This is a genomic window from Brucella anthropi (assembly GCF_046630315.1).
Taxonomy (GTDB): domain Bacteria; phylum Pseudomonadota; class Alphaproteobacteria; order Rhizobiales; family Rhizobiaceae; genus Brucella; species Brucella anthropi_A.
In genome coordinates, this window is the sequence record NZ_LQBD01000001.1 from 204,828 (window position 1) to 225,227 (window position 20,400).

Below are 20,400 nucleotides of genomic sequence, written 5' to 3' on the forward strand. Positions count from 1 at the left end.
GAGGGAGGAAAAATGCCGCATTTTACAATGGAGTACTCCTCCAATCTCGACGGCGCGGTCGACTTCGACGGTCTGTGCCGCGCCGTGCACAGGACGATCCTGGATACGGGGCTTTTCGAGCTGGGCGCGGTGCGCGTGCGCGCCTTTCGCGCCGGGGCCTATGCCGTCGCCGACCTGTTGCCGCAGAATGGTTTCATCGACATGAGCTTCCGCATCGGCGTGGGGCGAACCGATGAGGAAAAGCACAGGACCGGCGAAGCGATCTTCGCCACCGTTACCGAATTTCTGGCGCCGCTGTTCGCCACGCCGCATTTCGCGCTGACGCTGGAGATCCGCGAGATCGATCCGCGCCTCAGCTGGAAGAAAAACGCCATTCATCCCCGCCTGCGCCAGAAGCAGGCCTGATCCACACGCGCCTTGCAGCGCGTCGCCGCCGGTTGTTTTCACAGCGCGGCCCACATCACGGAGTAAAGCATGTCCAAGCTCGACGACAATGTCGCCAAAGCAAAAACCTATCTTGCCCGGTTTGAAAAAGGGGTCCTGAACCGCATTGGCGGTGAAGACGTGGCCGCTACCGATGGCGCGACCTTCGAGACGATTTCGCCGGTGGACCTGAAGCCGCTGGCAACGGTGGCGCTGGGCAAGGCGGCGGATATCGACCGTGCTGCCAGGGCGGCAAAGGCTGCCTTTCCCGAATGGGCCGCGATGCCGGGCAATGCGCGCAAGAAGCTCCTGCACAAGATCGCCGACGCCATTGTTGCCCGCGCCGAGGAAATCGCCTTCGTGGAATGCATGGATACGGGCCAGTCGCTGAAATTCATGGCGAAGGCAGCCCTGCGCGGTGCGGAAAATTTCCGCTTCTTCGCAGACCGCGCGCCGGAAGCCCGCGACGGCAGGGCGCTTCGCGGCCCCGGCCAGGTCAATATGACGACCCGCATGCCCATCGGGCCGGTTGGCGTCATCACGCCCTGGAACACGCCTTTCATGCTGTCGACCTGGAAGATCGCGCCGGCACTGGCGGCAGGGTGCACCGTGGTTCACAAGCCGGCTGAATTTTCACCGCTGACCGCGCGCCTGCTCGTTGAGATTGCCGAGGAAGCAGGCCTGCCGAAGGGCGTGTGGAACCTTGTCAACGGCTTCGGGGAAGATGCGGGCAAGGCGCTGACCGAGCATCCAGACATCAAGGCCATTGGCTTTGTGGGCGAAAGCCGCACGGGCTCGCTCATCATGAAGCAGGGAGCGGACACGCTGAAGCGCGTGCACTTCGAGCTTGGCGGCAAAAACCCGGTGGTCGTGTTCGCCGATGCCGATCTGGAGCGCGCCGCCGATGCTGCCGTCTTCATGATCTATTCGCTGAACGGTGAGCGCTGCACGTCTTCCTCGCGCCTGCTGGTGGAAGAAAGCATCTATGAAAAATTCACCGCGCTGGTCGCCGAAAAGGCAAAGCGCATCAAGGTCGGCCATCCGCTCGATCCTGAAACGGTCGTTGGCCCGCTGATCCATCCGGTCCACGAGAAGAAAGTGCTGGACTATATCGAGATCGGCCGCAGCGAAGGCGCGACGGTTGCCGCAGGCGGCGCGAAATTCGCGGGGCCGGGCGGTGGCTGCTATGTGTCGCCGACGCTTTTCACCGCCGCCCACAATGGCATGCGCATCGCGCAGGAGGAGATTTTCGGCCCGGTTCTGACCGCTATTCCTTTCAAGGACGAGGCCGAGGCGCTGGCGCTTGCCAATGATGTGCAGTACGGCCTGACCGGCTATCTGTGGACCAGTGACGTGACCCGCGCTTTCCGTTTCACCGATGCGCTGGAAGCCGGAATGATCTGGGTCAACTCGGAAAATGTGCGCCATCTGCCGACGCCCTTCGGCGGCGTGAAGAATTCCGGTATCGGCCGCGACGGCGGCGACTGGTCGTTCGATTTCTACATGGAAACCAAGAATATCGCCTTCGCCAACGCTGCGCACGCGATTGCGAAACTCGGCGGCTGAGGACGGGCATTCAAACCCCGCATCGCCGCATCTGACATATTGAGGAGGAAATTCATGCCCTTGCCGACCCCTAACCTTCACCCGCCATTCAACATCGTGCGCCTGTCGCATGTCGAACTTGGGGTGACAGACCTTGCCAAGTCGCGGGCTTTCTACGTCGATACGCTTGGACTGCAAGTGACCGACGAAAGTGCTGACGCCATCTATCTGCGCGCCATGGAAGAGCGCGGGCATCATTGCATCGTTCTGCGCAAGACCGACAAGGCGCAAGCCCGCGATCTTGGCTTCAAGCTCTATTCGGAGGACGATCTCGACCGGGCCGAACATTTCTTCAAGGGCAAGGGCCTGCCTGTCGAATGGGTGGAGCGGCCCTACCAGTCGCGCACGCTGCGCACGCGCGATCCGCACGGCATTCCACTTGAGTTCTATTCCAGAATGGACCGCCTGCCGCCGATCCATCAGAAATATGCGCTCTATAAGGGCGTGAAGCCGCTGCGGATCGACCACTTCAACTGCTTCTCGCCCAATGTGGATGAATCCGTCGCCTTCTATAACGAGCTTGGCTTCCGCGTGACGGAATATACCGAGGATGCGGAAACCGGCCGCCTGTGGGCCGCCTGGACGCACCGCAAGGGCGGCGTTCACGATATCGCCTTCACCAATGGCAAGGGGCCGCGCCTGCACCATACCGCTTTCTGGGTGCCGACGCCGCTCAACATCATCGACCTGCTCGACCTCATGTCCACCAGCGGCTGGCTTGCCAATATCGAGCGCGGTCCCGGCCGCCACGGCATTTCCAATGCCTTTTTCCTCTATGTGCGCGACCCGGATGGCCATCGCATCGAAATCTACTGCTCGGATTACCAGACGGTCGATCCCGATCTGGAGCCGATCAAGTGGGATCTGAAGGACCCGCAGCGCCAGACGCTCTGGGGCGCGCCTGCGCCGAAATCCTGGTTCGAGGAAGGCAGCCTTTTTGCAGACGTGCAGCCAATCGATTCCGTGTTGAAGGCACAGCCGATCGTCGCCCCTTGATGGGCGGTCCCGACGCCATCCGCCCCTGTGGCGGGTGGCGCGGAACGGAAGGAAATCCGAGGAGGTCACGGTGAAGTTTTTAAGTTTTTCGACCTGCGGGGGCAGGCACTATGGCGTGCTGAAAGGAGACGGTATTGTCGATCTTTCGGCACGCCATGGCTCTCGCTGGCCGACCTTGCGCGAGGTGATCGAGGCCGGTGCGCTGGCGCAGCTTGCGCAGGAGGCGGCAGGGCTTGCCGCCGATGTTCCGCTTTCTTCCATCACATATGAGATTCCGATCCCCTCGCCGGAAAAGATCATCTGTGTCGGCGTCAATTTTCCGGATCGAAACGAGGAATACAAGGATGGACAGGCCGCGCCGTCCAATCCCTCGCTCTTCGTCCGGTTTCCGCGGTCCTTCACCGGGCATGATCGCCCGCTGATGCGCCCGCCGGAAAGCCCGCAGCTCGATTATGAGGGCGAGATCGCCATCGTCATCGGCAAGGGCGGGCGGCGCATTGCGGAAAAGAATGCGCTTGATCACATTGCCGCGCTCACGCTCTGCAATGAAGGCACGATCCGCGACTGGGTGCGCCATGCGAAATTCAACGTGACGCAAGGCAAGAATTTCGATGCCACCGGCTCCATCGGGCCATGGCTGGTGCCTTATATGGATGAAAGCCAGATAGCCGATATTCAGTTGACGACGCGGGTAAATGGCGAGGTGCGCCAGCAGGATCGCACCAGCCGCATGATCTTCTCTTTCCGCAGGATCATCAACTATGTCTCCACTTTCACGACGCTGGTGCCGGGCGACGTGATCGTGTGCGGCACGCCGCCGGCCGCCGGGTGATCGGCTGGAAGATCGGCCTTACATCCAAGGCCATGCAATATGCGCTGAACATCGACATTCCCGATTCCGGCGTGCTGCTCGATGACATGGCTTTTGAAGACGGCGCGGTCATTCCCGCCGACCGCTTCATCCAGCCGCGCATCGAGGCGGAAATCGCCTTCACCATGAAGGCGCCGCTGAAAGGACCGAATATTTCGGTTTTCGATGTGCTGAACGCCACCGACTATGTCACGCCCGCGCTGGAAATTCTCGATACGCGCATTTTACGCGTGGACCCTGAAACGAAGAAAGCGCGCAGCATCGTGGACACCATTTCCGACAATGCGGCCAATGCCGGCATCGTTATTGGCGGACGGCAGATGCGGCCCGACCAGGTGGACATGCGCTGGATGGGCGCCATCGTCTCACGCAATGCGCAAGTGGAGGAAACGGGGTTGGGAGCCGGAGTTCTCAACCATCCCGCGCGCGGCATTGCATGGCTTGCCAACCGGCTGGCCCTTTATGGCGAGGGCATCGAAGCCGGGCAGATCGTGCTGGCCGGATCGTTCATCCGTCCGGTGGAGGCGCGCCATGGCGACACGATCAATGCGGATTTCGGGCCTTGCGGCACGATTGCCTGTCATTTTCTATAGAGCGCCGTGCGTCCGATTGGACGCCCAAGGGTCGCCCTGATTTTTTGCATCTACGCATCGTGCTTTCCAAAAATCGATTCCGATTTTTGGGCCGGTGCTGAAAGGGATATGTCTGATGCCTGCTCCTCGAAATCAGTTCAAGGCCGCGCTAAAGGAAGGCCGCGCCCAGATCGGTCTGTGGCAGGCGCTCGCCAATCCCTATACGGCCGAAATCTGCGCCGGAGCCGGCTATGACTGGCTGCTGCTCGATGCCGAACATGCGCCCAATGATGTGCCTCTTCTGGTTTCACAGCTTCAGGCCATGGCGGGTTCAGCCTCGCATCCGGTCGTGCGGCCGCCTGTCGGCGAGACATGGATCGTCAAGCAGTTGCTCGATATCGGCGCGCAGACCCTGCTGATCCCCATGATCGAAAGCCGCGAACAGGCCGAAGCCATGGTGAAGGCCATGCGCTATCCGCCCCATGGGGTGCGCGGTGTCGGTTCCGCGCTGGCGCGGGCTTCCGCCTTCAACCGCATCCCCGATTATCTGCAAACGGCCAATGACGAGGTTTGTCTTCTGTTGCAGGTGGAAAGCCGGGCGGGACTTGCCAATCTCGATGCAATCGCCACGACCGAAGGCGTGGACGGCGTCTTCATCGGCCCTGCCGATCTTGCCGCCGATATGGGTTATCTGGGCAGGCCGGGCGCGGAAGAGGTGCAGGACGCCGTGCGGGATGCACTTCAACGCATCGTCGGGCACGGCAAGGCGGCGGGCATTCTCACCAGCGACCTGTCGCTTGCCCGTCATTATCTCGACCTTGGCGCAACCTTTGTCGCCATCGGCAATGATGTGACCCTGCTTGCAAGCGCCGCCACCAGGCTGCTTGCCGACTTCAAGACAACCGAGCCGGGCAGGCCAGCCAGCCCGGACGCCAGGATTTATTGAACAGCAGGTGGCACCTGACGGGCCGCCTGCTTCATTTTGGGCACGGTGGAAAGTGCAGTTCCAGACAAAAGGAAGTGCAGGACCAGACGCGACGATACCGCCTTTCCATCGCATGATCGCCTGAGAAACGGGAGGAACATATGCGTTTTGAAAACAAGGTCGCCATCGTCACCGGCGGCGGCACCGGCATCGGGGCCGCCGTTGCGCGGCGGATTGTTGCCGAGGGCGGAAAGGTGGCGCTGATCGGGCGCAGGCCCGAACCGTTGCGTGCGGTTGCGGAAGAAACCGGGGCCGCCGTTTTTGCCGCCGACGCCGCCGACACAGCCAGCATGAAGGCTGCCGTGTCCGCGATAGCGGAACAGTTTGGCGGCATCGATATCCTGATCGCCAATGCGGGCGGTCATGGCGTCGGGCCAACCATAACCATGAGCGACGAGACATGGGAGCAGGCGATCCGGCTCAACCTCAATACGGCTTTCGTCTCGGCCCGCGAAACCCTGCCGCACCTCATCCGTTCGAAGGGCAATATCGTCGTGCTTTCCTCCATTGCGGGCCTCTTCGCGGGGCCGGATGCCGTGGGCTACGTCACCATGAAACATGGCTGCATCGGGCTCGCCAAATCGCTGGCGCGCGACTATGGCCGCTTCGGCGTGCGCACGAACACGGTTTGCCCCGGCTGGGTTGCGACCGCCATGGCGGACGAGCAGATGGAAGTGCTGGTCGAGAAACATAAGCTCGGCTCGATTGCCGAGGCCTATGCGCTTGTGACCAGGGATGTGCCGCTCGGACGCCCGGCCACGGCGGAAGAAGTCGCCAATGCCGTCTGCTTTCTCGCCTGCGGCGAGGCCGCAATGATTAACGGCGCGATCCTGACCGTCGACGGCGGCGCAGGCACGGTCGATCTGCCGACATTGGCTTTTGTGGAATAGGAGGAACCGGAATGGCACTTGAAAACCCGAAGGACTGGAAAACCTACGACCAGTTCGCCTATGGCATCGACACCAACCGTCTGCCCGCAAGCGATGCGCTTGCCGGGACGAAACAGGCGGTCCGCTTTGACGATGGACGCGAACTTTCGCTCGAATTTTCAAAAGACAAGGTGATCTGGAAGGATGCATCCGGGTCCGGCACGGATGCCGTGGAGGTCGTGGAAGTCGCCCCGGATACCTATTTCGTGGAGATCATCTTCGCCGCAAAGCCGCTGGAAGCGGAAACGCTGATCCTCAATCTGTCCTCGCGCCGTGCCTTGTCGATCCTTTCGGTCGTGCGCGCCAAGGAGGAAACGGTGGGCGAGCCGCAGGTGGGCCAGATCTTCCGTCCGGGTGTCATCGCGGGTGGCGAGCCGAGCGGCATGGTGCCGGAGGAAACGCGCGACCTGATCGGCCTGCGCGCCCATTTCACCTACAGCCCCAACCATGTCTACGAGCACACCTATCTGTCGTCAAAGCGCTATGCCTGGCAATGCCTCGTGGGCGTGCAGCGCGGCCATGGCGACGTGGACCTTGCCACGACCTACAAGTTTGCCGAGAACCAATATGTCTTCACCTTCCGTGAATTCAAGATTCCGGTGGCTTCTACCTTCTTCTACAATTTTGCCGACATGCGTTCGACAGGCAAGTTCCTCGGGATCAACGGCCAGGGGGCCATCCAGAACAGCCCCGCCGGCGCCTTTATCCGCAAGGCTTCCGTCACCTTCTACCAGCCCGGCCAGGAGCCAGTCTGATGCGTAGCGCTTACGAGATCGTCAAGGCGCATTACGATGCGAATGCGCGCCGGGACATGGACGGGATGCTCGCCGACATAGCGCAAGATTGCCGCTGGACGGAGATGGACGGTTTTCCCTGTGCGGGCACCTATGTCGGGCCAATGGCCATCGTGGAAAACGTCTTTGCCGCACTTGGCGCGGCCTGGGATGATTATACCTTCACGCTGGATCGCCTGCTCGATGCGGGGGACGACGTCGTGGCCACCGGCAATTATACCGCCCGTAACAAGGCGACCGGCAAGGCGATGGACGTGCGGGTGGTGCATGTCTGGGGCGTTGCCGACGGAAAAATCCGCCGCTTCGAGCAGTTCACCGATACGCTGCGTGTTGCCGAGGCCATGTGCGATTGAAAATCAAGAGGCGGCGGTCACTTCGCCGCCTCGCGCCATTGCGATGGCGTATGGTCATAGCGCTGACGAAACAGGCGTGAAAAATGCGCGCTGGAGGAAAAACCGAATTCGAACGCGGTTTCGGCGATGAGGCCCGGCCGGGATGGGCGGTTGCGCAGCATTTCGGCTGCTGCCGCAAGGCGCTGTTCCCAGATGAAATCGGCTGGCGTCGTGCCCTGCGCGGCAAATGCGCGATAGACATAGCGCACCGAGCAGCCCATCCGCCGTGCGATGTCGGCGGCGTCGAGATCACTGCGGCGAATGTTTTCCGTCACATAGTCCCTGATGCGGTCGAACAGCAGCGCAAGCGGTTGGGCCTGGACATCGGCCTTCATATGGTCGCCGACGATGGTGCGGGTGAGGTCCACCATGGCGCGCCCGAGGCTCTCCCGCCCGGCCCCGTCGAGATGGTTCATTTCCAATATGGTTGCCTGCATCATGGAAAAGAGGATATTCGGCAGTCCGCCGTCAGCGAGAGGCACCGTCATCGGCCGGCGCAGCCGCCCGGCTATTGCGGGCGGCAATGTCCCGCGCGGCACCTGGAGCATCAGCACTTCGACCGGCATGGGATTGTCGAGCCGGTAACTATAGGCCGGATCGTAAATCACAAGCGCCTGCCCGCCCACTGTCAGGTTCTGCCCGGCCTGCTGGAAGAGTGACTTGCCGCGCGGCTGGATGACGAGTTTCACCATATCGGGACGACGGCCATCGGTCAGTACCTGCGTGCCATCGACCCGATGCGCCTCGGCATTGAGGCGCGTCAGCCTGCATTGCCCGAATTTTGCTGAAACGAGGCGGCTGGCACCCTCCCGCCCATGGGGAAAATGCAGGCGAACCGTACCGAACAGGCGGCGCGCAACGGTCGGGACGTCCGTGCCCGTTGCAGCTTCGAGCGGGGGAAAGCCTGTCATGGCCTCAATCCGCGAGATAGGCGCCGTGCAGGATATCCGGCTGCTGCCGCAATGTTTGCGACGGGCCATCGAAGACGATGCGTCCGCGCTCCATCACGAGGGCGTGGCTTGCAAGGCCAAGCGCCAGATTGGCGAATTGCTCGATCAGCAAGACGCCGATGCCATCCCCGGCGGCAAGCACCAGCGCTTCGGCCAATCGTTTGACGACGGTGGGCGCAAGGCCGAGCGACAATTCATCCACGATCATGAAGCGCGGTCGGGAGAGAAATGCCTGCGCCATGGCAACCATCTGTTTCTGCCCGCCAGAAAGATCGCCTGCGCGCTGATGGCGACGGGTTTCGAGTTCGGGAAAAATCGTAAAGGCGCGTGCCAGCCCGTCGCGCCGGGCGGCCGCATCGCGTTCCAGAACCGAGACGAGGAGATTGTCTTCCACACTCATCTGGCTCAGCACGCGATGGCCTTCCGGCACCATCGCGACGCCCATGCGCCGGATATCGTCGGGAGAGCGGCCGGTCAGGCGTGTGCTGCCGAGCGAGGCCATGCCGGAAGCGGTGGGAATGGCGCCTGCAAGCGCCATCACCGTGCTCGATTTGCCCGCACCGTTGGCGCCGAGCAGGGTGCTGATCGTGCCGGGTTGCAGCGAGAATGAAATGCCGTGCAGCACCCGCTTTCCGCCCCGCTCGACGACGAGATCGTCAACCGTGATCATATCGGTTTTCATCACAATTCTCCCAGATAGGCGCGGCGCACATCGGGATCGGCCAGCACGGTTTCGGTCGGGCCGAGGGCAAGGCGCTTGCCATAGTCGAGCACCAGCGTCTGGCTGCACATGGCGCGTATCAGTTCGACATCATGGTCGATGACGATGACCTGCGCGCCGAATGTGTCGGGGATGGCCAGAACCAGATCGCGCAGGCGCGCGCCTTCCTCATCGGTGAGGCCTGCGGCAGGTTCATCAAGCAGGATGAGGCGCGGTTTGCCGATCAGGCATTTGCCCAGTTCCACAAGACGGCGCTCAAAAAGATTGAGCCCGGCGCCGGGGCGGTGCGCGACGGCAGCGAGGCCGATGAAATCGAGCGCATGGTCGACCGTGCGGTTACGCTCTCCCGTTGCTGCAACATTGTCGGCAATGGCGGCGAGATTGTCGCGCGCGGTGAGGTCTTCGACGACCTGTTCGGTCTGGAAAGAGCGGCGCAGGCCCGCGCGTACCCTTTGCAGCGGCGAGAGCGGCAGCAAGGGCATGCCGTCGATCAGCACCGAACCTTCGACGGGACGCACGAAACCTGAAAACACGTTGAGAAGCGTGGTTTTGCCCGCGCCATTCGGCCCGATAAGACCACAGACAGGCGCGCTGAGTGCGGCGGTCAGCTGGTCAATCGGCCTGATGCCGCCGAAGCGCACCGAAAGCGTTTCAATTTCGATCATCGCGGCTCTCTCTTCGCGAAACGGGTGAGAAGGGCGGCAATCTGCCCGGCAATTCCACTGGGGGCGGTTGCCAGGGCGTGGAAAAGGGCGACACCGAAAATGCCGATGGTCACATAACCATCTATGCCGAGATCGGTCAGCAGGGCGGGCAATGCCCGAAGCAGCAGGCCGGCAATGACCGCGCCATACCAGTGAAATGCCCCGCCGACCGTCGCCAGCGCAAAAAGATTGAGGCTCTCGAAGGCGGAAAAGGCGCGCCCCTCCAGCTGTCCGACATTGCCTGCCAGAAGCCCGCCTGCAATGCCTGCGAGAAAGCCCGACAGTGCGAAGGCCCAGGCCTTGTACACCAGCACATTGACGCCCGATGCAATGGCGACGGTCTCGCCCTTGCGGATCAGCGCCCAGGCGCGGCCCGGCCGGGTCATCTTGTGCGCCTGCACCAGCATGAGGCCAAGGGTGGCGAAGAGGCAGGTATAAAGGAAATAAGGCGTGGCTTCCGTTGCAAGGGCCGGACGGGCAAGCATGGCGCGGCCTGCGCCATCGGCGCGGCCAAGGAAGCCGGGTCCGCCATCGGGAAAACCCCAGGCGGAAATCACGATCTGGAATGCGCCCGCCAGCATCAGCGTCACCAAAGCGAGATAGAGGCCGCGCAGGCGAAGTGCGGGAATGCCGAACAGGAGACCGATAAGGGCCGCTACTACACCGCCCGCCAGAAGGCTGATCTCGAAAGGCGGGTGGAAGCCATGGCCGATGCGCAGCGTGACCCACCCGCCAACCCCCACCAATGCGAACTGGCAGAGCGAAACAAGGCCAAGCTGGCCATAAAGCAGGGCAACACCGGCGACGGACAGCGACAGCGCCATGGCCGAGGTTGTCGCCGATATCCAGAAGGCGTTGGCCAACAGGCAGACTGCTGCGGCAAACAGCGCCATGGCAAGGCCGATGACGGCCAGAGGCTGGAACGCGCGATGATTTGGGCGAAGCGAAGGCATGGCGGCGGCGGGAAGGGTTCGTTCGTTGTTCATCGGTCCCTCAAAGCGGCTCTGGAGGTGCTTCCGAGGATCGTTACCGCTATCAGCGCGATCACGAAGGGAGCCGCGGCGCGGTAGGGCGAGATCCAGGCAATGGGTGTCAGGACGGCTTCGGCAAGGCCGATGCCGATGCCTGCAATGGCCGTGATGTAAAGCGAGCGTAGTTGGCCAAGAATTGCAGCCGCGATGGCCGGGATGACGACGAAGGTTAGAAATGTGCCTTGCAGGCGCACCAGATCGGCCAGAAGCAGCCCGGCCAGCCCCGAAAACAGGCCGGTGATGACCCAGGCCGCGGTTTCCGTATGCAGGACGCGCACGCCCAGAATGGCCGAAAGATCGCGGTCATTGGCGAGCGCCCGCATGTCAAGGCCGAGGCGCGTTCGGTTCAAAAGCAGCGTAATGGCGGCTACCATGGCGAGCGCCAGAACAAGCGCGATCAGTCTGGTAAAGGTCAGCCGCACGCCGAACAGGGTGAGATACATCTGATCGGTCGGGAATTGCAGGCGACGCGGCAGTTCGCCCCAGATAACCCCCATGGCGGCGATCAGCACGAGGGCGGGCGCCAGCGTGCCCACGGCCCGCACGACGATATCGCGATGGGACAGCATGGGTGCGAAGAGACGGCCATAAAGGAGGCTGACGGCGGTGGAGGTCGCAACGCCTGCCAGAATGGCGAAAACCAGTGGAATGTTCCATTGCAGGGTCTGCCATGCCACATGCGCGCCAAGCGCGCCGAAAGCGCCGAAGGCGAAGTTCAGAACACCGGTCGAGCGATAGAGTATGACAAGACCGACACCCGACAGGGCATAGACCGCCCCGATCCCAAGGCCGGAAATGAGAAATGGCAGAAGCGACATGATGCCCTCGATGCAATGCGAACCATTTGCCTGACAATTCACGGCGCTTCGCGCCGCACGGGAATTGCCGCGATTACCCTGCGGGCAAACGCCCGCAGGGTGAGGTGGATTACTTGAGGCTGGCTTCGTAGGCCCGGATGTCCTTCAGTTCCGGATCGGGAGAGGGCGCGCAATCGGAAATGACTTTCCACTTGCCGCCTTCGCTGACAGCCATGCGCGTGGTGGAATTGGCATTGTGGCGCAGCTTTCCGTCGCCAAAATACCAGGGCGTGCAGAATATATCGCTCTTGAAGTCCTGCACATTGCGCACTGCCGCCGAAACGCTTTCGCGCGTGATGTCGGCGCCATCAAGGCCCATCAGCGCTTTTTCAGCAATGCGGGCAGCAAGATAACCAGCCTGGGCGAAAGTATCGCGCGGGTCGGACGATTGGCCGTATTCGTCCATCACCGCGAGCCAGTTGGCATTGTCGGGCGTGTCGGCTTCGAGATCGTTGAACTCCATGTTCACATAGAACTTGCCGTCCCATCCCGCGCCGATGGTTTCCGGTACGGAAAGGTCATAGGCCGATGCGGCGGAAAGGAAAGTGATCTGTTCATTGAGCCCCTGCTCTTCGGCGGCGACGAGCAGGGGAACGGCGACGCCCTTCGACATGCCGAGGACGATCACATCCGGCTTGCCGGCGGCCGCTTGCAGAATGATCGATGTGGCATCCGCGCTGCCGGGGTCCATCAGGATGGTTTGGGCAGCAAAGCCTTTTTCCTTGGCCAGCAGCATGACGCCATCGCAGGACCATGTGCCGACATTCGGGATGTTCGGGCCGATGCAGACCACCGATTTCGCGTCCAGATGGTCGAGCGCATAGCCCATTGCGCCAAGCATGGAGACGCGGGGACCGGCATTGGTCGGCGCATAGTTTTCCGCAAAGAAACATTCGCGTGGCACACCGACGCCCGCGATCACATAGATTCCGGCTTTCTTGTAGAATTCGGCATTGGCACCGCATTCGACATAGCTGGAATTGCCGACCATCAGGACGGCTTTTTCATCGTTGACCAGCTTGGCGGCAAGCTGGGCTGCCGTTTCCGGATTCCACTGGTCGTCCTCGACCAGATATTTTACCGGGCGGCCCTTGATGCCGCCATTGGCGTTGAGGCAGTCGAAATAGGCTTTCGCCGCCTTGGTGGAGTTTGAAAAATCGTCCGGTCCCGTCTTGCCGGTAATGGCGCCGATCACGATCGGCTCGCCGGTCGCGGCCTGCCCCGTATTATCGCCGCAGGATGCGGCTGCCTGTGCCCCGGCTGCGCCTGCCAGGCTGAGCGCCAGGCCCAGCAGCAGCCCTTTTAATAAATTCAGCATGTTGTTCCTCCTCCATGTTTTGTGCCTTGGCGGCTTGGCCGGTGTTCCTCCGCACCGGCCGGTTTTTCTTATGCGGTCCCGCTCATAAACGCCGCAGCCCGTGCGCCGATCATCATGCAAGGCGCATTGGTGTTGCCCGAAACAAGCGTCGGCATGATCGAGGCATCGGCAATGCGCAGGCCTTCGACGCCGCGCACCTTCAATTCCGGCGTCACGACCGCCATGGGATCGTCGTCGCGGCCCATTTTCGCCGTCCCTGCCGGGTGGAACACCGTCTTGGCGGTCTGGCGAATATAGGCTTCGAGCGCCGCCGGGTCGGCCTCCACTCCGGGGCGCGGCAGGACACGGCGCTTGATGATTTTCTGTATGGACGGCGCATCCAGGACGCGCAGCGCCGTCTTCACACCGCGCAGGAGCGTTTCCAAATCGTCGCGATCAGCCAGTGAATTGGCGTTGAAATCCACCTTTGCGGACGGGTCCGGCGCCTTGATGCGGATCGAGCCGCGCGAACGCGGGCGTAGATAGCAGGGGCTGATCGAAAAGCCGTGGCCGGGTTCCGGCTCGCGGTCCATGAAGCCGATCAGCACGGGAAGGACATGAAATTGCACATCCGGCTGGCCGGTGCCCAACGTGTCGACGAAACCGCCGCATTCCACGACATTGGACGCGAGAAGCCCCCGTTTTGTGGTCAGATAGCGCAGCATGTGGCCGACGGTCCTGATGCCCTTATCCTGGCCCATGATGGAAATCGGCTCGCGGACTTCTGCCTGAACCGGCACTTCGAGATGATCCTGATAATTTTCACCCACGCCCGGCAGATCGGAAACCACATTGATGCCGAGCGACGACAGATGCGCGCCATCGCCGATACCCGAATGTTGCAGAATGCGGGGTGTTGCTATGGCGCCCGCGCAAAGCACGATCTCCCGGTTTGCGCGATGGATCGTTCCGTCCATCAGTTCGACGCCGACAGCCCTGCGTTGCTCGAACAGGATGCGGGCGACCTTGCGGCCGGTGAGCACTGTCACGTTGGGACGCTTTTCCGCCTCGCGCAGGAAGGCCATGGCCGAACTCCAGCGCCGTCCGTTTCGGGTCGTGCTTTGGTAAAAGCCGACGCCTTCCTGATCCGCTCCGTTGAAATCGGCGTTCGGCTTCAGGCCGGTTTCGACGGCCGCATTGACGAAGGCTTCCGAAAGGGGATGGCGGTGACGCGGGTTGGAAACGGCAAGCGGCCCGGCCTGACCGTGATAATGGCCGTTGAAAGCCTGGTTGTTCTCCAGCGCCTTGAACACCGGAAGCACCTCGTCATAAGACCAGCCGCGACAGCCCATCTGTGACCATGTGTCGTAGTCGTTGCGATGGCCGCGAATATAGATCATCGCATTGACCGACGAACCGCCGCCGAGCACATTTCCCTGCGGCACGATCGAGGGGCGTCCGTTGAGGCCGGGCTGTGGATCGGACGCATAAGGGTGAATGTCCATGCCCTTGCCCAGAACCTTGAAGAAGGTCGCAGGGATATGAATCCACGGATCACGGTCGCGGCGGCCGGATTCGATGAGCAGAACCCGGTTGGCCGGATTGGCCGACAGGTGGTTGGCCACCACGCAGCCCGCCGATCCGCCGCCGACGATGATATAGTCGAAAGCTCCGCTCATCAGCTTAGCACCGTCTGGATGGTGGTGAATTCTTTGAGCCCGTCCGTGCCGAACTCGACCCCGATCCCCGATTGCTTGACGCCGCCGAAAGGTGCATTGGGCTGGATCGCGCCATGCTTGTTGATCCATACCGAGCCGCATTCGAGCTGAAGGGCGACCGCCCGCGCCTTTTCCGCATCGCCGGACCAGACCGAACCGCCGAGGCCCGAGGGATTGTCGTTGGCACGGCGGATGACCTCGTCAATATCGCTGTAGCGGATGATGGGCAGCACGGGGCCGAACTGTTCCTCATCGACCAGGCGCGTGCCGTTGTCGATATCCGCGACCAGTGTGATCGGATAGAAATAGCCGGGGCCTTCGGGTGCTTCACCGCCGATCAGAATGCGCGCGCCCTTCGCCCTGGCGTCGTCCACAAGCTCGCGCACCTTGTTCAACTGCATGGCATTCTGAACCGGGCCAAGAACGCTTTTTTCGTCAAGGCCGTCGCCGACAACGATATTGGCGGCATATTCGGTCAGGTGCCGGCAGACATCGTCATAAATCCGGTCATGGACATAAAGGCGCTTCAGGGCCGCGCAGGTCTGGCCATTATTGATGAAGGCGCCCCAGAAAAGCCCTTCTGCGATACGGGCAGGATCGGCATCGGGCAGCACGATGCCTGCATCATTGCCGCCAAGTTCCAGCGTCAGGCGCTTCAGCGTGGCGGCTGCGGAGGCCATGATCTTCCGGCCCGTTTCGGTGGAGCCGGTGAATATCATCTTGGCAATGTCCGGATGGGCCGAGAGGGCCGCGCCGATGCTGTTCTCGCCGGTGACGACATTGACCACGCCCGCCGGCAAAACCGCATTGATGATTTCGACAAGGCGGATCGTGGAAAGCGGGGTGAGCGGGGAGGGCTTGATGACGACCGTGTTTCCCGTGCGCACGGCTGGAATGATGTGCCAGCAGGCGATCATCACCGGCCAGTTCCACGGCGTGATGGAGCCGGTAACGCCGATCGGCTTGCGGTGGATTTCGACGCGGCCCTCATTGTCGTCCTGCACCACTTCCACGGGCAGGCCAAGCTCGGCCGTATAGCGTGTCCAGGCCATTGCGCCGCCCAGTTCGAACCGGGAGCCGAGGCCGTTGAGCGGCTTGCCCTGTTCGAGCGTCAGCAGGCGGGCGAGTTCTTCCGCGTGTTCGGAAAGCTTGTCGGCAATGGCCCGGCAGGCGGCCGCGCGCTCACCATCGCCGGTTTTCGACCATGTCTGGAATGCGCTGGCCGCGGCGGCGACGGCGCGGTCGAGATCGGCTTCGCTCGCAAGCGGCATCAGCCCCACCACTTCGCCGGTGGATGGATTGCGCACTTCGGCATGGCTGGTCGTGGCAACGCATTCGCCGCCGATGAGCAGCGTGTACTGCTTCACAATGATATCCTCCCTGGCGCGCATCCCGAAAAGCGTGAAACCGTTTTCGGTATGCGCGTAAAAACAAATGGTTAGAACACGGTTCGATCTGATTGAATCGGATCATCGTTCTAACTTATCGAAAGGAGTATTGCCGCAATAAGCAGTATCGTCTTGGGGAGAAACGCGCCCCGGCTTGGACCGGAGCGCAAGCCTTCAGCAATCGCCACCTTTCAGGAGATCGGTCGGCGCGCAGTCGAACAGTTCCTTGAAGCTGCGGTTGAAATAGGAAATGTCGTTGAAGCCTGCCGAATAGGCGACTTCGGCGATGGTGCTGCCCGACTTCTGCTCCTTCAACTGCTCGATCTTTTCCTTCGCCAGCCGCAACCGCTTGTCGCGGATGACCATGGTGCAGGTAACGCCCATGCCTTGAAAGTCCTGTTGCAATGTGCGGATGGAAATGCCGAGCCGGGTTGCGAGCCAACGTGCGGAAAGCTCGGTTTCCGTCAGGTGCCGGTCGATCAGAAGGTCGACGATTTGCAGGCGTTTGCTTGCGCTGTCATGGAGGCTGTGCAGCGGGGCGCTCTCGCCGGTTGAATGAAAGGCCTGGCGCGTGGCGTTGAACATGAGCTGGCGCAGATGCGGCGAAGCGGAATCCGATTCCGTCGTCGCCATGATTTTCGCGATGAGCGCATGGAGCATATGCGCCATCGGATCGTGTGCGGAAAGCTTGCGGGCAATATCGAAGTGCATGCGGCTGTCGGAATACATCAATTGCCGCGGCAGATGCAGCGACAGATGATTGGAAAAGCGCCCGCCGAAATAAAAGGTTGTTGGCCGCGTGGAATCGACGAGGATGCATTCGCCGACATCAAGAATATTCTGGCGGTCGCCATGCTCCAGGCCGCAGCTTCCCTCAAGCTGCACGATGAGGAAAAGATGTTCCTGCGCATCGCGGCGAACATCATCCCATCCCCGGCTCACACAATCGAGATCGTTTGAAACATGGGCGAATTCCATGCCGCAGACGTCGATGCGCCGGGCGGCGCCCGTCACCGCATCGCCTTTTTCCACAGTCTGCGGATTGAAATTGCCGCACACGGAGCGAAGATCGCTGGACCACTGATCGTAGGGGATGGCTTTCCACGCATCCGGTACGAGGTTGCTATAGTGAACGAGTTCCAACTTTGCCTCCCAACAGAGCCGGTGGTTTCGCGGCATGAAATGCCGGAAACAAGGGGAAAATATGCCTCCGGCACGGCGCGGAGTCAATATAATTCACCTGTTAATTAATTTGAGCCGCATGCGTGAAGCAGAGTTTTGAGCCAGCCTGTTTCGATAGATTTTCCCCTGCCGGAAGAGTGAATGACAGTAAAGCGCCCATTTTAGGCAGTCTCTATGCGGACAAGATGATAAATCAGGGCTATTTTGAATTTGCCTTCCACCCCCCACAGAAGGCAGGCGCGGACCTCCTCCCGCGTCACCCCCTTGGGCCAGGCTGCATTGTAGTGGCTAATCGCAGCCTGGCCCTATTGCTACAGTTGCATTCTTCGTGAGGTTGAACCTGACGCAATTGCGACTGTGGTTCTATAATGCTCTCCATTAATGTTCCCGTGATCAAACTGGCCGCTTCGGCGGCCTTTTTTGCGGCGTGAATATTTGTGCAAACGGCTTTGCAAATCAGCTGAACTGATGTTCTTGAAGGCGCGAAAGCTGGAGCATGAAAATGAAATACACAAAGCCGGACATTATCCTCCAAAGCGTTACCAGACGTGAGGAACAGAATGCCTGGGAGATAGGGATGCGGGTGATTTTCCGAAATATCGGCTCGCATATTCTGGTCCTGTCGATCCCCATGGAAAAGACCCTTGAGGATGGCACGCAGCAGGCGCTCACAATGTCGCAAGCCGCCGACGAGGCGCAAAGGATCGTCATCACCGATCTTCTGGCCACCGCTGCGCTGAATGCAGACTGGCTGGACGAAAATCTGCGGGAAACGATCTATAATGCCTTCCCGCAGGCAAGGCCCTGATGCCGTTCGATAGGGTGGTTCCTGTTGCGACAGAAAAGCCGGGACCACTTCAACTCTTCGTTTTGTCTTATTGCTCCGCGCAGGCGTTTCACGCCTTTGGCTCCAAAATGCTTTTTGCGATTGGCTGAACATCCGCGCCGCGCAACCCTTTGAAGAGTGGCATTTCGGTGCATATTCCAGAAAAGGTTTCAAGAATGAGACTTGCAACATAAAACATCATGATTATGATGTTTTATGTGATAGCGAGATACGGACATGGCTGAAAATCAGATGCGCACACGCCGCCGCACGCAACAGGAAAGGCGGGAGGAGACCCGCAAGGCCTTGCTGGAAGGCATGATGGCGGCGCTGATCGAGCTTGGCTATGCGCGCACGACCACCCATGAGATCATCCGTAGGGCAGGCCTGACTTCAGGGGCGCTGCAACACCATTTCGCGTCGCGGGGAGAGCTGCTTCTTGCGCTTGCGGATTATCAGTTCGATGCGGTTTGCGAACAGCTTGAAGCCTTTGCGAATGACGAAAATTCCAGGGTGGACTGGCGAAGCTTTATCGATCTGTTGCGCGATATCTATTCGAGCCCCCGTTATATGGCGATCTGGGAAATCGTGATGGGGACGCGTGCAGACACGCATCTGCATGGCTTGATCCTGCAACACCGAATCCAGTCGCAGGCCAAGCTCGATGAACTCTGGACCACGGTTTTCGAAGCGCGCATTCCCGACCGGCAAAAGCGCACCGATCTCATGCATCTGACGCTTTCCACCCTGCGCGGCTACGTCTTCTACAACGTCATCGCACCGGACCAGGCTTTTCTGGAGCGTCAGAGACAAATGCTGTTTTCCATGCTGGAGGCGGAAATGGACCGGCCCGGCAAACACACGGAACATCCGATGATTGACCGGGCTAGCCCCTAGGCTGCCCGCCAGAATTCGCTCGTGAAGGGGACTGAACATGCATTCCTATGGTTTGAAAGCGATTGCCCTTGGCCTCTTCCTTGTCGCAGGCGGAATTGCCGGGCCGGGCACGGCGCATGCACAGGCTTCCAATAGCACTGTTGCTCCGCTCGCAACCGGGATGACCAATACGGGTTCGGCGGAGGCACAAGTGACCGAGGCCATCCGCAGGGGCGACATTCTCACGATCAAGATCCGGTTTGCTCCGGTCGTTCCGGGCAAGATGGAATCCATCTACAGCCAGATCACGAAGGATGATTACGAAAACGATTTTTATGTGCTTGCTGGGGACAAGAAGTATCTGCTTCTGACGGATAGCCAGGACAAGCCGTTGACCAATCCGCAATTGTCCATCCGCAACAGCGAAAACTCGCCCGTTTCCGGAACATGGTATGGCCGGTTTCCTGCGCCGCCAAAGGATATCGGCGAAGTTTCGCTTACCATCCGCGGTGTCGAAACCATCGATGCCATCCCGATTTCCGATAAATAGCCATGAGGGGTCTGGCAGGAATAGCGGCTCTTGTGCTGTTGGCTTCGGCGGGTTGTGCATATGCGCAAGCCGGGGATTACAAGCGGGACATTCGTGCGCTGAAGGCGACGGTGTTGTCGCTCAAGGGGCTTCATCCCGGCCTGGAATCGTCGGCCTCCTCGCTTCGTGGCCGGATCGATGACCTCGCGGCCAGAAACAGCGGCCTTACCGTTCGGCAGGACGCGGGGAGCGTCCGGGTTTCGATGACCGGCGATGTGCTGTTCGATTTCGACAAGGCGGCCATAAAACCGGCAGCGGAGCCAGTGCTGAATGAAATCGCGCGCCTGGTCACGTCGCTGGGTCCTGATAGGACGATTATCGAGGGGCACACCGATTCCAAGGGGTCGGCGGCCTATAATCGGGCGCTTTCGCTGCGCCGCGCAAAGGCTGTTGCGCTCTGGCTGGAAGCGCATGGTGTCGACCGGGAAAAGCTTTCCGCCATCGGCCTTGGAAGCACCCGCCCGGTTGCGCCCAACAACAAGGCGGATGGGCAGGACAACCCGGAAGGCCGGGCGCAGAACCGGCGCGTGGAATTTGTGCTGCCCAAGGGGAAATAGGCGGCTTGCCCTGCCTGTCGGCTCCAGCAATCCGCGTCAGCAGAAGCGGTCCTGCGCAAGAAAATCCGGGTCATGGCCGCCGATCCTATTTCCCTTCGATGCAGAAGGATAGCCCTCCCGCGTGAATGCGGGAGGAA

20 protein-coding genes and 2 pseudogenes are annotated in these 20,400 nt (G+C 60.9%); 13 read left to right on the forward strand and 9 right to left on the reverse strand.

The window, feature by feature from the left end; genetic code table 11:
- Positions 1-12 precede the first annotated feature (12 nt).
- The 9 genes and pseudogenes from AVM02_RS00890 (at position 13) to AVM02_RS00930 (ending at position 7,528) form a co-directional block, all read left to right on the forward strand.
- The gene (locus AVM02_RS00890) at positions 13-405 is read left to right on the forward strand and encodes a 5-carboxymethyl-2-hydroxymuconate Delta-isomerase (RefSeq protein ID WP_411505137.1); all 393 of its coding nucleotides are present in this window, start codon (positions 13-15) and stop codon (positions 403-405) included.
- A gap of 69 nt (positions 406-474) precedes the next feature.
- Positions 475-1,989 carry a 5-carboxymethyl-2-hydroxymuconate semialdehyde dehydrogenase gene (gene hpaE / locus AVM02_RS00895; protein WP_411505138.1) on the forward strand — a complete coding sequence of 505 codons (1,515 nt, stop codon included), beginning with the start codon at positions 475-477 and terminating at the stop codon, positions 1,987-1,989.
- Between the two features lie 54 nt (positions 1,990-2,043).
- Positions 2,044-3,024 carry a 3,4-dihydroxyphenylacetate 2,3-dioxygenase gene (gene hpaD, locus AVM02_RS00900; protein WP_411505139.1) on the forward strand — a complete coding sequence of 327 codons (981 nt, stop codon included), beginning with the start codon at positions 2,044-2,046 and terminating at the stop codon, positions 3,022-3,024.
- A 70-nt stretch (positions 3,025-3,094) separates the two neighbouring features.
- Positions 3,095-3,853, forward strand: a pseudogene (locus tag AVM02_RS00905) (fumarylacetoacetate hydrolase family protein); the annotation flags it as partial.
- Positions 3,838-4,488, forward strand: a pseudogene (hpaH, locus tag AVM02_RS00910) (2-oxo-hept-4-ene-1,7-dioate hydratase); the annotation flags it as partial. The pseudogenes AVM02_RS00905 and hpaH, both read left to right, overlap by 16 nt.
- Before the next feature lie 115 nt (positions 4,489-4,603).
- Positions 4,604-5,413, forward strand: a complete 810-nt coding sequence (hpaI, locus tag AVM02_RS00915) for a 4-hydroxy-2-oxoheptanedioate aldolase (protein ID WP_411505140.1) — start codon at positions 4,604-4,606, stop codon at positions 5,411-5,413.
- Positions 5,414-5,553: 140 nt separating this feature from the next.
- Positions 5,554-6,342, forward strand: coding sequence for an SDR family NAD(P)-dependent oxidoreductase (locus AVM02_RS00920; RefSeq protein ID WP_411505141.1), 789 nt, complete (start codon positions 5,554-5,556; stop codon positions 6,340-6,342).
- 11 nt (positions 6,343-6,353) lie between these two features.
- Positions 6,354-7,136 carry a MoaF C-terminal domain-containing protein gene (locus tag AVM02_RS00925; RefSeq protein WP_411505142.1) on the forward strand — a complete coding sequence of 261 codons (783 nt, stop codon included), beginning with the start codon at positions 6,354-6,356 and terminating at the stop codon, positions 7,134-7,136.
- Positions 7,136-7,528, forward strand: coding sequence for a nuclear transport factor 2 family protein (locus tag AVM02_RS00930; RefSeq protein WP_411505143.1), 393 nt, complete (start codon positions 7,136-7,138; stop codon positions 7,526-7,528). Before AVM02_RS00925 ends, AVM02_RS00930 begins: the two co-directional genes overlap by 1 nt.
- Before the next feature lie 17 nt (positions 7,529-7,545).
- On the opposite strand, the gene AVM02_RS00935 is transcribed toward AVM02_RS00930, so the two are convergent.
- The 9 genes from AVM02_RS00935 to AVM02_RS00975 all read right to left on the reverse strand — a co-directional run bounded on the left by AVM02_RS00935 (position 7,546) and on the right by AVM02_RS00975 (position 17,376).
- Positions 7,546-8,478, reverse strand: coding sequence for a helix-turn-helix domain-containing protein (locus tag AVM02_RS00935; protein ID WP_411505144.1), 933 nt, complete (start codon positions 8,476-8,478; stop codon positions 7,546-7,548).
- A 4-nt stretch (positions 8,479-8,482) separates the two neighbouring features.
- The gene (locus AVM02_RS00940; RefSeq protein WP_411505145.1) at positions 8,483-9,199 is read right to left on the reverse strand and encodes an ABC transporter ATP-binding protein; all 717 of its coding nucleotides are present in this window, start codon (positions 9,197-9,199) and stop codon (positions 8,483-8,485) included.
- Positions 9,199-9,903, reverse strand: coding sequence for an ABC transporter ATP-binding protein (locus AVM02_RS00945; RefSeq protein ID WP_411505146.1), 705 nt, complete (start codon positions 9,901-9,903; stop codon positions 9,199-9,201). Before AVM02_RS00945 ends, AVM02_RS00940 begins: the two co-directional genes overlap by 1 nt.
- Positions 9,900-10,895: a branched-chain amino acid ABC transporter permease gene (locus tag AVM02_RS00950; RefSeq protein WP_411505295.1), complete on the reverse strand. Its 996-nt coding sequence runs from the start codon at positions 10,893-10,895 to the stop codon at positions 9,900-9,902. Before AVM02_RS00950 ends, AVM02_RS00945 begins: the two co-directional genes overlap by 4 nt.
- 29 nt (positions 10,896-10,924) lie before the next feature.
- Positions 10,925-11,791, reverse strand: coding sequence for a branched-chain amino acid ABC transporter permease (locus tag AVM02_RS00955; RefSeq protein ID WP_411505147.1), 867 nt, complete (start codon positions 11,789-11,791; stop codon positions 10,925-10,927).
- A gap of 109 nt (positions 11,792-11,900) precedes the next feature.
- Positions 11,901-13,148 (reverse strand): ABC transporter substrate-binding protein, encoded by a 1,248-nt coding sequence (locus AVM02_RS00960; RefSeq protein WP_411505148.1) that lies wholly within the window; start codon positions 13,146-13,148, stop codon positions 11,901-11,903.
- Positions 13,149-13,216: 68 nt separating this feature from the next.
- Complete coding sequence (locus tag AVM02_RS00965; RefSeq protein WP_411505149.1) at positions 13,217-14,806, reverse strand: GMC family oxidoreductase; 1,590 nt, start codon at positions 14,804-14,806, stop codon at positions 13,217-13,219.
- The gene (locus AVM02_RS00970; protein WP_411505150.1) at positions 14,806-16,212 is read right to left on the reverse strand and encodes an aldehyde dehydrogenase family protein; all 1,407 of its coding nucleotides are present in this window, start codon (positions 16,210-16,212) and stop codon (positions 14,806-14,808) included. The genes AVM02_RS00965 and AVM02_RS00970 overlap by 1 nt, the downstream gene beginning before the upstream one ends.
- A 195-nt stretch (positions 16,213-16,407) precedes the next feature.
- The gene (locus AVM02_RS00975) at positions 16,408-17,376 is read right to left on the reverse strand and encodes a helix-turn-helix domain-containing protein (RefSeq protein ID WP_411505151.1); all 969 of its coding nucleotides are present in this window, start codon (positions 17,374-17,376) and stop codon (positions 16,408-16,410) included.
- 541 nt (positions 17,377-17,917) lie between these two features.
- Between AVM02_RS00975 and AVM02_RS00980 the strand changes: the two genes are divergently transcribed.
- The 4 genes from AVM02_RS00980 (at position 17,918) to AVM02_RS00995 (ending at position 20,263) form a co-directional block, all read left to right on the forward strand.
- On the forward strand, positions 17,918-18,223 hold the full coding sequence (locus tag AVM02_RS00980; RefSeq protein ID WP_411505152.1) for a hypothetical protein: 306 nt from the start codon (positions 17,918-17,920) through the stop codon (positions 18,221-18,223).
- Positions 18,224-18,478: 255 nt separating this feature from the next.
- Complete coding sequence (locus tag AVM02_RS00985) at positions 18,479-19,138, forward strand: TetR/AcrR family transcriptional regulator (RefSeq protein ID WP_411505153.1); 660 nt, start codon at positions 18,479-18,481, stop codon at positions 19,136-19,138.
- 37 nt (positions 19,139-19,175) lie between these two features.
- Positions 19,176-19,667, forward strand: coding sequence for a hypothetical protein (locus AVM02_RS00990; RefSeq protein WP_411505154.1), 492 nt, complete (start codon positions 19,176-19,178; stop codon positions 19,665-19,667).
- A gap of 2 nt (positions 19,668-19,669) precedes the next feature.
- Positions 19,670-20,263, forward strand: coding sequence for an OmpA family protein (locus AVM02_RS00995; protein WP_411505155.1), 594 nt, complete (start codon positions 19,670-19,672; stop codon positions 20,261-20,263).
- Positions 20,264-20,400: the final 137 nt, after the last annotated feature.